General features: G+C 37.1%; 16 protein-coding genes, 1 tRNA gene, 1 other RNA gene and 1 other annotated feature. Of the genes, 14 read left to right on the top strand and 4 right to left on the bottom strand.

Annotated elements, in window-relative coordinates; genetic code table 11:
- Window positions 1–104: 104 nt before the first annotated feature.
- On the bottom strand, window positions 105–1,106 hold the full coding sequence (locus ACQVV1_RS29280; RefSeq protein ID WP_060629154.1) for a YaaC family protein: 1,002 nt from the start codon (window positions 1,104–1,106) through the stop codon (window positions 105–107).
- 115 nt (window positions 1,107–1,221) lie between these two features.
- Between ACQVV1_RS29280 and guaB the strand changes: the two genes are divergently transcribed.
- The 7 genes from guaB (at window position 1,222) to ACQVV1_RS29245 (ending at window position 8,174) form a co-directional block, all read left to right on the top strand.
- On the top strand, window positions 1,222–2,685 hold the full coding sequence (guaB, locus tag ACQVV1_RS29275; protein WP_063223588.1) for an IMP dehydrogenase: 1,464 nt from the start codon (window positions 1,222–1,224) through the stop codon (window positions 2,683–2,685).
- A gap of 113 nt (window positions 2,686–2,798) precedes the next feature.
- Window positions 2,799–4,106 carry a D-alanyl-D-alanine carboxypeptidase family protein gene (locus tag ACQVV1_RS29270; RefSeq protein WP_242256800.1) on the top strand — a complete coding sequence of 436 codons (1,308 nt, stop codon included), beginning with the start codon at window positions 2,799–2,801 and terminating at the stop codon, window positions 4,104–4,106.
- Window positions 4,107–4,267: 161 nt separating this feature from the next.
- Window positions 4,268–5,155, top strand: a complete 888-nt coding sequence (pdxS, locus tag ACQVV1_RS29265) for a pyridoxal 5'-phosphate synthase lyase subunit PdxS (RefSeq protein WP_000186157.1) — start codon at window positions 4,268–4,270, stop codon at window positions 5,153–5,155.
- An 18-nt stretch (window positions 5,156–5,173) separates the two neighbouring features.
- A complete protein-coding gene (pdxT, locus tag ACQVV1_RS29260; RefSeq protein ID WP_060629157.1) occupies window positions 5,174–5,764 on the top strand; it encodes a pyridoxal 5'-phosphate synthase glutaminase subunit PdxT in 591 nt (196 codons plus the stop codon).
- A 54-nt stretch (window positions 5,765–5,818) separates the two neighbouring features.
- Window positions 5,819–6,040 (top strand) — a binding site (T-box leader).
- A 51-nt stretch (window positions 6,041–6,091) separates the two neighbouring features.
- Window positions 6,092–7,366: a serine--tRNA ligase gene (gene serS / locus ACQVV1_RS29255; RefSeq protein WP_060629158.1), complete on the top strand. Its 1,275-nt coding sequence runs from the start codon at window positions 6,092–6,094 to the stop codon at window positions 7,364–7,366.
- 156 nt (window positions 7,367–7,522) lie between these two features.
- Window positions 7,523–7,615 (top strand) — tRNA-Ser (locus tag ACQVV1_RS29250).
- Between the two features lie 166 nt (window positions 7,616–7,781).
- Window positions 7,782–8,174 carry a sigma factor-like helix-turn-helix DNA-binding protein gene (locus ACQVV1_RS29245; RefSeq protein ID WP_060629159.1) on the top strand — a complete coding sequence of 131 codons (393 nt, stop codon included), beginning with the start codon at window positions 7,782–7,784 and terminating at the stop codon, window positions 8,172–8,174.
- A 35-nt stretch (window positions 8,175–8,209) separates the two neighbouring features.
- On the opposite strand, the gene ACQVV1_RS29240 is transcribed toward ACQVV1_RS29245, so the two are convergent.
- The 3 genes from ACQVV1_RS29240 to ACQVV1_RS29230 form a co-directional block, all read right to left on the bottom strand.
- Window positions 8,210–8,878, bottom strand: a complete 669-nt coding sequence (locus ACQVV1_RS29240; protein WP_001053585.1) for a deoxynucleoside kinase — start codon at window positions 8,876–8,878, stop codon at window positions 8,210–8,212.
- Between the two features lie 2 nt (window positions 8,879–8,880).
- On the bottom strand, window positions 8,881–9,516 hold the full coding sequence (locus ACQVV1_RS29235) for a deoxynucleoside kinase (protein WP_063223590.1): 636 nt from the start codon (window positions 9,514–9,516) through the stop codon (window positions 8,881–8,883).
- 125 nt (window positions 9,517–9,641) lie between these two features.
- The gene (locus ACQVV1_RS29230; protein WP_063223591.1) at window positions 9,642–10,181 is read right to left on the bottom strand and encodes a cysteine hydrolase family protein; all 540 of its coding nucleotides are present in this window, start codon (window positions 10,179–10,181) and stop codon (window positions 9,642–9,644) included.
- A 107-nt stretch (window positions 10,182–10,288) separates the two neighbouring features.
- On the opposite strand from ACQVV1_RS29230, the gene tadA reads away from it, so the two are divergent.
- The 7 genes from tadA to ACQVV1_RS29195 all read left to right on the top strand — a co-directional run bounded on the left by tadA (window position 10,289) and on the right by ACQVV1_RS29195 (window position 14,637).
- A complete protein-coding gene (gene tadA, locus ACQVV1_RS29225) occupies window positions 10,289–10,789 on the top strand; it encodes a tRNA adenosine(34) deaminase TadA (RefSeq protein ID WP_063223592.1) in 501 nt (166 codons plus the stop codon).
- A 79-nt stretch (window positions 10,790–10,868) separates the two neighbouring features.
- An RNA gene (ffs, locus tag ACQVV1_RS29220) (signal recognition particle sRNA large type) lies at window positions 10,869–11,133 on the top strand.
- Window positions 11,134–11,265: 132 nt separating this feature from the next.
- Window positions 11,266–12,954 carry a DNA polymerase III subunit gamma/tau gene (gene dnaX, locus ACQVV1_RS29215; protein WP_242256798.1) on the top strand — a complete coding sequence of 563 codons (1,689 nt, stop codon included), beginning with the start codon at window positions 11,266–11,268 and terminating at the stop codon, window positions 12,952–12,954.
- A gap of 25 nt (window positions 12,955–12,979) precedes the next feature.
- Window positions 12,980–13,306 (top strand): YbaB/EbfC family nucleoid-associated protein, encoded by a 327-nt coding sequence (locus ACQVV1_RS29210; RefSeq protein WP_170930109.1) that lies wholly within the window; start codon window positions 12,980–12,982, stop codon window positions 13,304–13,306.
- A gap of 14 nt (window positions 13,307–13,320) precedes the next feature.
- A complete protein-coding gene (gene recR / locus ACQVV1_RS29205) occupies window positions 13,321–13,917 on the top strand; it encodes a recombination protein RecR (RefSeq protein WP_000559169.1) in 597 nt (198 codons plus the stop codon).
- A 14-nt stretch (window positions 13,918–13,931) separates the two neighbouring features.
- The gene (locus tag ACQVV1_RS29200; RefSeq protein WP_000466020.1) at window positions 13,932–14,153 is read left to right on the top strand and encodes a YaaL family protein; all 222 of its coding nucleotides are present in this window, start codon (window positions 13,932–13,934) and stop codon (window positions 14,151–14,153) included.
- A 214-nt stretch (window positions 14,154–14,367) separates the two neighbouring features.
- On the top strand, window positions 14,368–14,637 hold the full coding sequence (locus ACQVV1_RS29195; protein ID WP_431169905.1) for a pro-sigmaK processing inhibitor BofA family protein: 270 nt from the start codon (window positions 14,368–14,370) through the stop codon (window positions 14,635–14,637).
- Window positions 14,638–14,833 lie beyond the last annotated feature (196 nt).

Below are 14,833 nucleotides of genomic sequence, written 5' to 3'. Positions count from 1 at the left end.
CGGAAGTTAAGCTCTCTAGCGCCGATGGTAGTTGGGACCTTGTCCCTGTGAGAGTAGGACGTCGCCAAGCAACTAAAAACACAAGTCTTTTGACTTGTGTTTTTTTATTTCCCATGAAATAGGCTCGGTTCTGCTAGTAAAAAAGCCGAAATATAGTAAGGGATTTTTTGAGCAGAAATATTAAGGAATTGATAAATAAATGGGTAATCTTCAGAACCATAGCTTCCAAGTAAATCATACCACCAATCTGTTTCGTATCTAGAAATCATACTTAAATTGTAGAGCAATAAATAATGAACAAGAAGTTCGGGTAATACAGGTTTAGGATTTCTAGGGTCAGTTGTAAGTGGTAAGTAATAAGTATCAGCAAGATATTCGTAGTATAAGGGCGTACTATATATAGGATTCCACGATTGGATAGGAGCTGTAAAAAGCAAATTCGATTCGCTCGTTTTCCCAGGGACATGTTGCATGGATAAATGCTTACAAGTTGATTCAATGTAACGTGAAAATCTTTCTGTAGTCATATGGAGTCGATCTAGTATGTTAACTGAAAAGGAAAGCTCATTTGTATGTGTTGAATCAATTTTATATAAAGTGGCACCTCTTTGACTATAGCGAAATAAGTTTTGTAATTCAGGAATATTCCCCATTAAATCCAACATGTTAAACTTCTCTGATTCTAAGTGTTTCATGTGAAACAGCTGTTCTGCAACATGAGTAAATAATCCATTTTTTTGTACCTTCACCTCATCTTCTAAAAATTGATATCCTTGTTTTTTTCGTTTACGGGTCGTAACACCATGAGCTAAAACAGTAGTGGATTCTGGATAGTTAGGATCAATGGTTAGTAAACAGGCTTTAAAAAGTTGGCTCATTCCATAAAACAATAACATTGGTTGAATTGAAAAGGGTGATACCTTATATAATTCATAATAATTTTTTCCATGTTCTAAGTAATAAATAAAGGGATAACAATTTTCAAAACTTTTTTTTTCAGCATCTTGTATGGAGGATTTTTCATAACAACGGGCAAGATAACGTTGTACATTTTGAGATGAAAAGAAGAAACTTAATTGCTGCCAAGTACAATGTGTTTGATGCATATATTACGCTCCTTTTATTGTCTAAAAATTCTAACATATATATACGTCCTTGACAGTATTTTAACCAATTGATAAGCTACTAATAATAATTTCTGGTATCATGGGGGGAACAATTATGTGGGAATCTAAATTTGTTAAAGAAGGTTTGACTTTTGATGACGTATTACTTGTACCAGCAAAGTCAGATGTACTACCAAGAGAAGTAAGTGTTAAAACAGTTTTATCTGAAAGCTTACAGTTAAACATCCCGTTAATTAGTGCAGGAATGGATACAGTAACAGAAGCTGATATGGCTATTGCAATGGCTCGTCAAGGCGGTTTAGGAATTATTCATAAAAACATGTCTATTGAACAACAAGCAGAGCAAGTTGATAAAGTAAAACGTTCTGAAAGTGGTGTTATTTCAGATCCTTTCTTTTTAACTCCAGAACATCAAGTATATGATGCAGAGCATCTTATGGGAAAATACCGTATCTCAGGTGTACCGGTTGTAAATAATTTAGATGAGCGAAAGTTAGTTGGTATTATTACAAACCGTGATATGCGTTTTATCCAAGACTACTCAATCAAAATTTCCGACGTAATGACAAAAGAACAGCTAATTACAGCTCCAGTTGGTACAACGCTAGAAGAAGCTGAAAAGATCCTACAAAAGTATAAAATTGAAAAACTCCCTCTTGTTGATAACAACGGTGTATTACAAGGGCTTATTACAATAAAAGATATTGAAAAGGTAATTGAATTCCCAAATTCTGCGAAGGATAAGCAAGGGCGCTTATTAGTCGGGGCAGCGGTTGGTGTAACGGCTGATGCTATGACTCGTATCGATGCATTAGTAAAAGCTAGCGTAGATGCAATCGTACTTGATACAGCTCATGGACATTCTCAAGGTGTTATTGATAAAGTAAAAGAAGTTCGTGCAAAATATCCGTCACTAAATATTATCGCTGGAAACGTTGCTACTGCTGAAGCAACAAAAGCATTAATTGAAGCAGGTGCAAACGTAGTTAAAGTTGGTATTGGACCAGGCTCTATTTGTACAACACGTGTTGTAGCTGGCGTTGGTGTACCACAATTAACAGCGGTTTATGATTGTGCAACAGAAGCTCGTAAACACGGTATCCCAGTCATTGCCGATGGTGGTATTAAGTACTCTGGTGATATGGTTAAAGCTTTAGCAGCAGGAGCACATGTTGTTATGCTAGGTAGCATGTTTGCTGGTGTTGCTGAAAGCCCTGGTGACACTGAAATTTACCAAGGTCGCCAATTTAAAGTATATCGTGGTATGGGTTCTGTTGGTGCGATGGAAAAAGGAAGTAAAGATCGTTACTTCCAAGAAGGAAATAAAAAACTTGTTCCAGAAGGTATTGAAGGACGAGTACCATATAAAGGACCTTTAGCAGATACAGTTCACCAATTAGTTGGTGGATTACGTGCAGGTATGGGCTATTGCGGAGCACAGAATTTAGAGTTCTTACGCGAGAATGCACAATTTATTCGCATGTCAGGTGCTGGTTTACTTGAAAGCCATCCTCATCACGTACAAATTACAAAAGAGGCTCCAAACTACTCATTATAATGTCTTATATACAAATAGACGGAGATTTGATATCTCTGTCTATTTTTTTTTGATTATGTTAGAATAACGGTTATGTGAGTACATAGATATTGGGGGTAGCAAAAGTGAAAAGTATGTTTTGCAAAAGATTCATTGCGCTAGTAACAATGCTTACACTAGCTTGTAGTATGTTGTTACCATATAGCAATGCGTCAGCAGAAACAGGATCTGCTTTAAACATTGAAGCAGGTGCGGCAATTTTAGTTGAAGCGAATTCTGGTAAGATTTTATATCAAAAGAATGCAGATGAATTATTATCAATTGCTAGTATGACAAAAATGATGAGTGAATATTTAGTTCATGAAGCAGTGGATAAAGGAAAACTTAAGTGGGATCAAAAAATCAAGGTTTCTGAATATGCATATAAAGTTTCACAAGATGCTTCATTATCAAATGTTGCATTAGAAAATGGTGGCACTTATACAGTAAAAGAGTTATATGAGGCGATGGCAATCTTTTCTGCAAATGGTGCAACAATTGCATTAGCGGAAGCAATTGCGGATAAAGAAGTAAACTTCGTAAAAATGATGAATGATAAGGCGAAAGAACTAGGATTGAAAAATTATAAATTTGTCAATTCTACAGGTTTAACGAACAAAGATTTAAAAGGAATGCATCCTGAAGGTACACAACCGGATGAAGAAAATAAAATGTCTGCGAAGGATGTTGCAACTTTAGCACAATATCTACTTAAAGATTATCCTAAAGTATTAGATACAGCAAAAACTCCGATGAAAGTTTTCCGTCCTGAAAAAGAGAAATTTCAAATGTTGAACTGGAACTGGATGTTAAAAGGTTTATCTAAGGCATATGATGGTGTAGATGGCCTGAAAACAGGATCAACTCCAGAGGCAGGAGATTGTTTCACTGGTACGGTTGAAAGAAATGGAATGCGTTTTATTTCTGTAGTCATTAAAACAAATTCTCGTCAAGCACGTTTCGATGAGACAAAGAAGCTATATGATTATGGATTTGATAACTTTGAAATGAAGAAAGTGTATAAAAAAGGTTCTTCGGTAAAAGGACATGAAACAGTACGAGTAGAAAATGCAAAAGATAAAGATGTAGCAGTTCAAACAAAACAAGCTGTTTCACTTCCAATGCCAAAGGGAAGTAAAGATGTTTATAAAACAGAATTAAAAGAAGCAAGTAAGGGACAAGAAGCACCTATTAAAAAGGGAGCTGCACTTGGCCAGATGGTAATTACACTAAAAGATACGAATGATCCTGGATTTTTATCTGGTAAGTCATTACAAATAGATCTTGTAACAACATCTGCAGTAGAAGAAGCGAATTGGTTTACTCGTTCTATGCGCGGAATCGGTTCTTTCTTTAGTGGTATATGGAATAGTGCTGTTGATACAGTAAAAGGTTGGTTTTAAAAGCTCCTCATTGTAGGGGCTTTTTCTTATTCCTATTTTTCATACCGACTTTATGAAAAAGTAGTAGACAAGCATCTGATGGTTAGTGGTAGAATGTAAGAGTATTCTTAATTTTCGCCTTTAACGGGGAAAAGCAATTCACCTAGGGGGGTTTTTGTAACATGACAAATGTAACAGGGACAGAACGTGTAAAACGTGGAATGGCAGAAATGCAAAAAGGCGGCGTTATTATGGACGTAATTAACGCTGAACAAGCAAAAATTGCAGAAGAGGCAGGCGCAGTTGCCGTTATGGCATTAGAGCGTGTACCAGCAGATATTCGTGCAGCAGGTGGCGTTTCTCGTATGGCAGACCCAACGATCGTTGAAGAAGTTATGGGTGCTGTGTCAATTCCGGTTATGGCAAAATGCCGTATCGGTCACCTTGTAGAAGCACGTGTATTAGAATCATTAGGGGTAGACTATATCGATGAGAGTGAAGTATTAACTCCTGCCGATGAAGTATACCATTTAAATAAACGTGATTACACAGTTCCGTTTGTATGTGGTTGCCGTGATATCGGAGAAGCTGCACGTCGTATTGCAGAAGGTGCATCTATGCTTCGTACAAAAGGTGAACCAGGAACAGGAAACATTGTAGAGGCAGTGCGTCATATGCGCCAAGTCAATGCAGAAATCCGTCAAGTTGCAAGTCTACGTGAAGATGAGTTAATGACATATGCAAAAAATACTGGTGCTCCTTATGAAGTACTACTTGAAATTAAACGCCTTGGTCGTTTGCCAGTTGTAAACTTTGCAGCAGGTGGTGTAGCAACACCAGCAGATGCAGCGTTAATGATGCAACTTGGTGCGGATGGTGTATTTGTTGGATCTGGTATCTTCAAATCAGAGAACCCAGAGAAATTTGCACGTGCGATCGTTGAAGCGACGACTCATTATGAGGATTACGAACTAATTGCAAGCCTTTCTAAAGGATTAGGTAATGCGATGAAAGGTATCGAAATTTCAACGTTATTACCAGAACAACGCATGCAAGAGCGCGGATGGTAATTGAAGGAGAACTTTAAAATGGTGAAAATCGGTGTACTAGGTCTTCAAGGTGCAGTTCGTGAGCATGTAAAATCAGTTGAAGCAAGTGGTGCAGAAGCTGTTGTTGTAAAGCGTATAGAGCAACTTGAAGAGATTGATGGTCTTATTTTACCAGGCGGTGAAAGTACAACAATGCGCCGTCTTATTGATAAGTATGCTTTCATGGAACCACTTCGTACATTCGCGAAGTCTGGTAAACCAATGTTTGGTACATGTGCAGGAATGATTCTTCTTGCAAAAACACTTATTGGCTATGAAGAAGCACATATTGGTGCTATGGATATTACAGTTGAGCGCAATGCGTTCGGGCGTCAAAAAGATAGCTTCGAAGCTGCACTTTCTATTAAAGGTGTGGGAGAAGATTTTGTTGGCGTATTTATTCGTGCCCCATATGTTGTAGATGTAGCAGATGATGTCGAAGTGCTTTCTACGCACGGCGACCGAATGGTAGCGGTAAAACAAAAACAGTTTTTAGCTGCTTCATTCCATCCGGAATTAACGGATGATCATCGTGTAACAGCATACTTTGTAGAAATGGTAAAAGAAGCGAAAATGAAAAAAGTTGTATAAGTAACTTGCAACTTGTATAAGATTATAGTAAATTGATGGTAACAATTTTATAAAATAAGCGTGTTGATAGGAAGTAGTAACAAATGTGGTTTCTTATAGAGAGTCGATGGTTGGTGGAAATCGATAGAAACAGTTTGTGAATCCATCCTGGAATGGAATGTGGAATATCTTTATGATTAGTAAACGTTCCCGGTGAAGAGCCGTTATTTCTACTTGAGAGGAAGGCGGTAATGCTTTCAACTAGGGTGGCAACGCGGGTTAACTCCCGTCCCTTTATATAGGGACGGGAGTTTTTTGTGTTTTATAAAATAAAAGGAGGAGTATATAATGCTTGATATTAAATTTTTACGTACAAATTTTGAAGAAGTAAAAGCAAAGTTACAACATAGAGGCGAAGATTTAACTGATTTTGGTCGCTTTGAAGAGTTAGATACAAGAAGAAGAGAACTACTTGTTCAAACAGAGGAACTAAAAAGTAAACGCAATGAAGTATCTCAACAAATCTCTGTATTGAAGCGCGAAAAGAAAGATGCGGAAGCTCTAATTCTAGAAATGCGTGAAGTTGGAGAAAAAGTAAAAGATCTTGATAATGAACTTCGTACAGTTGAAGAAGATTTAGAAAGATTAATGTTATCTATTCCAAATATCCCTCATGAATCTGCTCCAGTTGGTGAGACAGAGGATGATAATGTAGTAGCGCGTACTTGGGGAGATGTGAAGGAATTTGCTTTTGAACCAAAACCACATTGGGATCTTGCTACAGATTTAGGAATTCTAGACTTTGAACGTGCTGGGAAAGTAACGGGAAGCCGTTTCGTATTCTATAAAGGTGCTGGCGCAAGGTTAGAGCGTGCTTTAATTAGCTTTATGCTTGATCTTCATACTGATGAGCATGGATACGAAGAAGTATTACCTCCGTATATGGTAAACCGTGCAAGTATGACAGGAACTGGACAACTTCCAAAGTTTGAAGAAGATGCATTCCGTATTGAAAGTGAAGATTACTTCTTAATTCCAACAGCTGAAGTACCTGTAACGAATATGCACCGTGATGAAATCTTAAATAAAGAGCAATTGCCTATAAGATATGCTGCATTTAGCTCTTGTTTCCGTTCTGAAGCAGGTTCAGCTGGTCGTGATACACGTGGTTTAATTCGTCAGCATCAGTTCAATAAAGTAGAGCTTGTAAAGTTCGTGAAACCAGAAGATTCTTATGAAGAGTTAGAAAAACTAACAAATGATGCAGAACGCGTGTTACAATTGTTAGAGTTGCCATATCGCGTTATGAGCATGTGCACAGGCGATTTAGGATTTACAGCAGCGAAGAAATACGATATCGAAGTATGGATTCCAAGCTATGGCACATATCGTGAAATTTCTTCTTGTAGTAATTTTGAGGCTTTCCAAGCGAGACGTGCAAATATCCGTTTCCGTCGTGAACCAAACGGAAAACCAGAACATGTTCATACATTAAATGGATCTGGTCTTGCAATTGGACGTACGGTGGCAGCTATTTTAGAGAATTACCAACAAGAAGATGGTACAATTATAATTCCAGAAGTTCTTCGCCCTTATATGGGAGGAAAAACAGTTATTAAGTAAATTTATAAACATTCATCGGTATGAGTGATTGGTAATTATGAGCGTTGTCAGTACTATAATGTAGGAGAGGGAAAGTAAAATTTTCCTTTCCTCATAATTTATTTTAGTAGGGTTGACTAACTGTTTTTCTTTTGATATTATATTTGATGTCAATATGGAGGTATACCCAAGTCTGGCTGAAGGGATCGGTCTTGAAAACCGACAGGCGGCGAGAGTCGCGCGGGGGTTCGAATCCCTCTACCTCCTCCAGATATAATTGACAACAGCGCATATAAGTGGAGATTGGAGAACTCGTTACCAACACGTAACGAGTTTTTATTTTAAAACCAATCATAAAGTATGGTGTAAGGCGATTTTGTCCTTATTACACACTCATATTCCGATGATTATCTTCATAGATATGAAAGGAGTCAACATGGATCTTATTATACAAACGTTTCCTTTAGATGGAAAAACTTTATATTATGTACAATGTCCTGTCTGTAAGAACAATAGAATTTTAAACAGTGGTGCAAACGTATCACGCATTATTAGCGATGATACATTCCGTAAACTTTGTGGTTGCACTTGTGATGTAAAACAAACTGCGACAAAAGTAGAGGCGCCAAAAAAAGTTAAAAAAGAAGCTGTAAAGAAAGAAGCAGCTCCAAAACGTACAGGTAAAGTATTAACAGCGGTAATTAACGGGAAAGAAATGACTGTTAAAGAGATTGCTGAGACATACGATATTAGTACAAGTACGGTTCGTCAGCGTATTAACGCCGGAAAACCTGAGAGTGAAATTATTGCTCCAACAAAGAAGAAATAATTTAATAGAAAAACCCGTGCGTATGCACGGGTTTTTTATTTTACAAGTTTACGTGTTTGTTTTAAAAAATGGCCAATTTTTTTAATGATTGGTTCAATAGAATCTCCATCTTTTAAAATATCGTATTCATTAATGTTTAATCGTAAAACAGGGCATGAATTAAAGTTATTGATCCAGTTTTCGTAACGCCCATGCATCTCTTTCCAATACTCAATTGGTGTTTGCTGCTCCATCGGGCGTCCGCGTTCTTGAATACGGTCTACAATATCATCGAAAGAACCCTCTAAGTAAATTAATAAGTCTGGATGAGGGAAGTAAGGAGTCATGACCATAGCGTCAAATAAACCTTTATATGTTTCATAATCAGTTTCCGTCATTGTACCTTTTTCATGATGCATCTTTGCAAAAATGCCAGTGTCTTCATAGATAGAACGGTCTTGAACAAAACCGCCACCATATTCAAAAATTCTCTTTTGTTCTTTAAATCGTTCTGCTAAAAAGTATACTTGCAAGTGGAAGCTCCAGCGTGTGAAATCGGCATAGAACTTGTCCAAATATGGATTAGAATCTACTTTTTCAAATGATGTGCGATAACCTAAAGCGTTAGCTAGTGCAGTTGTCATAGTTGATTTTCCGACACCTACTGTTCCAGCGATAGTAATTACTGCATCATTTGGTATATCATATTTTTGCCTTAAATTCATTATTATTTCGACTCCTTTAAGAGAGTATTTTGAAGGGCGGATAGGATGACGTTTAAATCATCGGGATTTTGTACAAAATCCATATCGTCTCCGTTAAATTTCAACACCGGGATATCTGGATGGTCCTTTTTAAAAGTATCCATTGCTGTTTCGTAATCTTTTGTGAGCTGTAGTAAGTAATTTGGGTCCATATTTTTTTCGAATTCTCTTCCGCGCATTGCGATTCGCTTTTGTAATGTTTCCAAGCTAGCTGTTAAATAAACGATGACATTTGGTACAGGCATATCTTGTGTAAGGATACGGTAGATTTGCATGTACTTGTCATATTGAGAATCTTTTAATGTACGGGATGCAAAAATTAAATTTTTAAATATATGATAATCAGCTACTACTGGCTTCCTTTGATTCAAATACTTTATGTTAATGTCTTCTAGTTGTTTGTATCTATTACAAAGAAAGAACATCTCTGTTTGAAAACTCCATTCGTCGATGTCTTCATAGAACTTTCCTAAAAAGGGGTTTTCATCAACAATCTCTTTTAGTAAGTGGAGTTGCATGTGAGCTGAAATTGCCTTCGCAAGTGAGGTTTTTCCAACACCAATTGGTCCTTCAACCGTGATAAATGGTACTCCGGTCACGCTGTTCCCTCCTTTCAATCAGTGATTTGCCGTGACTACTAAAAACACAAAACAGAATTATTGTAGCACAAGAGGGAAGCGAGCGGGTTAATTTGATATAAAAAGTTAGAAAATAGATATATGTATTAATTAAATTTTATTTGGGATGACGGTACTATATTTGCTTTTAATGTGGCTTCCATTATTTTTAAAGCATGCAGGTTATCCTGATCATGATTAGAGGCAATACAGTCCTGTGGTACATACAGTGTATAATTTCTCATATGTGCATCGTTAGCTGTAAAAAGAATACATATATTACCAGCAATTCCTGTTAATATTAGGTTTTCTATTTTCAAATAGCCTAATAAAGAATTTAAAGGTGTTTCATAAAAGGCAGAGTAATGTGGTTTAATAAAAATGTAATCGTCAGAATTTGGAGCAATCTTATGAATGATATTTTCACTATATTCATTTGTACAATGAGTAATCAGTTGGTCAATATCAGATCTCCAAAGTTGATAATGGTCATTAATATAAATTATGGGATAGCCGAAGGATTTCATCGTTTTCTTTAAATGTAAAATAGGATTTGTTATAATTTCGCATTTCTTGGCTAGGATGGGCCCATGTGAAAATTGAAAATCATTAATCATATCGATGATGAGTAAGGCAGTATTCTTCATATATAATCCCCTCTCTTTTTTCTTAGGGTGGATTGAATTTGTAAAAGTTATCCCATGTGTAGTAAATGGAAATAAGCGTATTTTATTTGTAATGAAAGGACTATGTTATGGAACGCGATCAAGATATTTATTTTATGCAGTTGGCAATAGAAGAGGCTAAAAAAGCAGAGGCAATACAAGAAGTACCAATTGGTGCAGTTATAGTGTTAGATGGTGAGGTAATTAGTGTTGCTCATAATTTAAGGGAAACTGAGCAAAGATCAATAGCTCACGCTGAGTTGTTAGCTATTGATGAGGCGTGCAAAAAATTAGGGACATGGCGTTTAGAAGATGCGACGTTATATGTAACATTAGAGCCTTGTCCGATGTGTGCGGGTGGAATTGTTTTATCACGAGTGAAGCGAGTTGTATATGGTGCAAGTGATCCAAAGGGTGGATGTGCAGGGACATTAATGAATCTTTTAACGGATGAACGCTTTAATCATCAATGTGAAGTGGTAGCTGGTGTATCAGAAGAAGAATGCGGTACGTTGTTAACAAACTTTTTTAGAGAACTTCGTAAAAAAAGAAAAGCGATCAAGAAATTAGAGAAAAGCAACGAGAATTAACGTATTTGCATTTTATAAAAAAACAAGTTATACTGATAGTGCCTTTAATGAAGGCAACCGAATATTGGTTTTAACTTTGCCGTGCTAAGCGGGGAGGTAGCGGTGCCCTATACTCGCAATCCGCTCTAGCGAGGCCGAATCCCTTCTCGAGGTTATGTTGCTGTAAGGCCTGCCTTAAGTAAGTGGTGTTGACGTTTGGGTCCTGCGCAACGGGACCCCGTGAACCTTGTCAGGTCCGGAAGGAAGCAGCAATAAGCGGGTTTTCTCGTGTGCCGCAGGAGTGCCTGAACCGAGCTAACTGCTTAAGTAACGCTTATGGTACGTAATCGACAGAAGGTGCACGGCAGTTATATATGTATACAAAACTCACCTTAATACTAAGGTGGGTTTTTTGTATAGAAAATAACTTTTGGAATCTATAAACAGAATGGGTTATAATAAATGAGATAATAACCTTTGAGGGAGGCCGTATTTTTGTGTCATACCAAGCGTTATACCGAACATGGAGACCGCAAAAATTTGAAGATGTAGTCGGTCAAAAGCACGTCACAAAAACGTTGCAAAATGCCCTTCTTCAAGAGAAAGTTTCACATGCGTATTTATTTTCTGGCCCGAGGGGAACAGGGAAAACGACAATTGCAAAAGTATTTGCAAAAGCAATCAACTGTGAACATGCTCCGGTAGCTGAGCCTTGTAATGAATGTCCCTCTTGTTTAGGGATTACGCAAGGATCTATTTCAGATGTATTAGAAATTGATGCGGCTTCAAATAACGGTGTAGATGAAATTCGAGATATTAGAGATAAAGTAAAATATGCTCCAAGTGCTGTAGAATATAAAGTATACATTATTGATGAAGTCCACATGCTTTCCATGGGTGCCTTCAATGCGCTTTTAAAAACGTTAGAAGAGCCGCCAGGACATGTCATCTTTATTTTGGCAACAACAGAACCGCATAAGATACCGCCTACAATCATTTCACGTTGTCAGCGTTTCGAATTCCGAAAAATATCAGTAAATGATATTGTTGAGAGATTATCGACGGTTGTGACCAATGAAGGTACGCAAGTAGAAGATGAGGCGTTACAAATTGTTGCGCGTGCCGCTGAAGGTGGTATGCGTGATGCGCTTAGTCTTATTGATCAGGCGATATCTTATAGTGATGAGACAGTTACAACAGAAGATGTATTAGCTGTAACAGGTTCTGTTTCTCAGCAATACTTAGGCAACTTAGTAGAATGTATACGTGAAAATGATGTATCAAGAGCATTACGTATCATAGATGAGATGATGGGGAAAGGGAAAGATCCTGTTCGCTTCATGGAGGATTTCATTTACTATTATCGTGATATGCTTTTATATCAAACTTCACCACAACTGGAACATATGTTGGAACGAGTAATGGTAGATGAGCAATTCCGGATGTTAAGTGAAGAAATGCAACCGGAAGCAATCTATGAAATCATTCATACTCTTAGTAAGGGACAACAGGAAATGAAGTGGACAAATCATCCGCGAATTTTCTTAGAAGTTGTTATGGTACAACTGTGTCAACAGTTTATGATGCAAGCAAACGGTGCAGATCGTTTACAAGCAATTATGAACAGGATGCAGCAATTGGAGAAAGAGTTAGAACAAGTCAAAAAGAATGGTGTGCCGACTGGTGTGCAGCAGGAAGTCAGAGAGACACGTGCAGCACCAAAGCCAGTGCGGACAGGTAGTATGAAGATTCCTGTTGGACGCGTAAATGAAGTATTAAAGCAAGCAAAGCGTCAAGATTTAGAACAATTAAAAGCTGTATGGGGTGAGTTGCTAGGAAGACTCAAAGCATACAACAAAGTAGCGTTTGCTGTTTTGTTAGAAAATAGTGAACCGGTAGCGGCTTCGGATGATACTTACGTTTTAGCGTTTCAATATGAGATTCACTGTAAAATGGCAAGCGAAAATCGAGAAGCTATGGATACAGTGGAACAAGCTTTATTTGAATTGCTAAGTAAAAGATTAAATATGATTGCCATTCCAAAAAGTGAATGGGGTAAAATCCGTGAAGATTTTTTACAGCGTGAAGGTGGGAATTCTGAAGAAAGCTCAGAGAAGAAAGAAGATCCTCTTATAGAAGAGGCAGTAAAATTAGTAGGGCAAGAACTTATTGAAATAAAAGAGTAATAATAATTAGGAGGAATTAATTATGATGCGTGGCGGAATGGGAAATATGAATAACATGATGAAACAAATGCAAAAAATGCAAAAAGATATGGCAAAAGCGCAAGAAGAACTTGGCGAAAAGACAGTTGAAGGTACAGCTGGTGGCGGTATGATTACAGTTATTGCAAATGGTCATAAGCAAATTCTTGAAGTGAAAGTTAAAGAAGAAGTTGTAGATCCAGAAGATATCGAAATGTTACAAGACTTAGTGTTAGCTGCAACGAATGATGCGCTTAAAAAAGCTGATGAACTTTCAAACTCTACAATGGGTAAATTTACAAAAGGCTTAAACTTACCAGGTGGAATGTTCTAGGAGGATATTGATATATGCATTATCCAGAACCAATATCAAAACTAATTGATAGTTTTATGAAATTGCCAGGAATTGGACCGAAAACAGCGGTTCGATTGGCATTTTTCGTATTAGATATGAAAGAAGACGATGTGTTAGGTTTTGCGAAAGCACTTGTAAATGCGAAGCGAGACTTAGCATATTGTTCTGTATGCGGGCATATTACTGACCGTGATCCTTGTTATATTTGTAACGATTCACATCGAGATCAATCAGTTGTTTGTGTCGTGCAAGAACCGAAAGATGTAATCGCAATGGAAAAAATGAAAGAGTATCAAGGTGTATATCATGTGTTACGCGGTGCTATTTCTCCAATGGAGGGAATTGGACCGGAAGACATTAATATCCCGCAACTTTTAAAGCGACTGCACGATGAAACGGTACAAGAAGTGATATTAGCAACAAATCCTAATATTGAAGGGGAAGCTACAGCGATGTATATATCCCGCCTCTTAAAGCCGACAGGTATTAAAGTAACTCGTATTGCACATGGTCTGCCAGTTGGTGGAGATTTAGAATATGCAGATGAAGTGACACTGTCGAAAGCGTTAGAAGGTCGTAGAGAAGTATAAGAGGAGAAACAAAAATGTTCTTTCAAAAAAAGGGTAAATTGCGTAAAGAGTATGATGATAAGCTAATTGTACTATTAGAAAAAGTGAAGAACGAATGGTTACGTCAGAAGAGAATGGTTGAACAAAGTGTAGAACCATCTCAAGATGTACTTTGTTCTTTAAAAATAGCAGAGGCGAAATATTTCTTCTTGTTAAAAGAGGCAAAACGTCGTCCTGTAAAAATGGAACAATGGTAAAAGGTTCTGCTGAAAAAGCAGAACCTTTTATTTTATTTGTTAAACATATAGTGGCCACTTCGTTTGGACGGAGCGATTAACGGTTTTTATGAAGAAAGTGTTAACGAATAAAGATTAGTAGGATAAAACGATTGGTGTTATGTGATAAATGTTCTTTTTCATCGCCTTGTCCCATACAAATAATTATGTATAGGTCATTCATAAGGAGGAAAAAATGAATTCTACAATTGTTATTGGTGGTATTCTTGCGTTAGTTTTTATTTTCCTTGTTTTTGGTATTTCTTCTAAGCCGTTACGATTTATAGGAAAGGCACTCTTTCATATTACGTTAGGAATAGCATTACTCTTTATCGTAAATGTTGTAGGAACATATTTTGATTTTCATATTCCAATTAATTTGGGTACAGCGGCGATCACAAGTTTGTTAGGGCTACCCGGTGTTGCTGCATTGGTGGTTATTAAGCTTTATATCATGCCAAGATAAAAATTATTTTGGCATTTTTTTAAAAAGTGTTGACTAACAAATGATTAATATGATAAATTAATAAGCGTCGTCAGGAACGAAAGAAAAAAGTTGTTGACGGATTTAACGAAAAATGTTAAATTATAAAAGTCGCTGAAACGCGATGTTGAACTTTGAAAACTAAACGAAACAAACAACGTGAAACGTCAATTTTTAT

The organism is Bacillus basilensis (assembly GCF_050630465.1).
GTDB classification, from domain to species: domain Bacteria; phylum Bacillota; class Bacilli; order Bacillales; family Bacillaceae_G; genus Bacillus_A; species Bacillus_A basilensis.
This window is presented reverse-complemented; position numbering and strand designations above follow the sequence as displayed.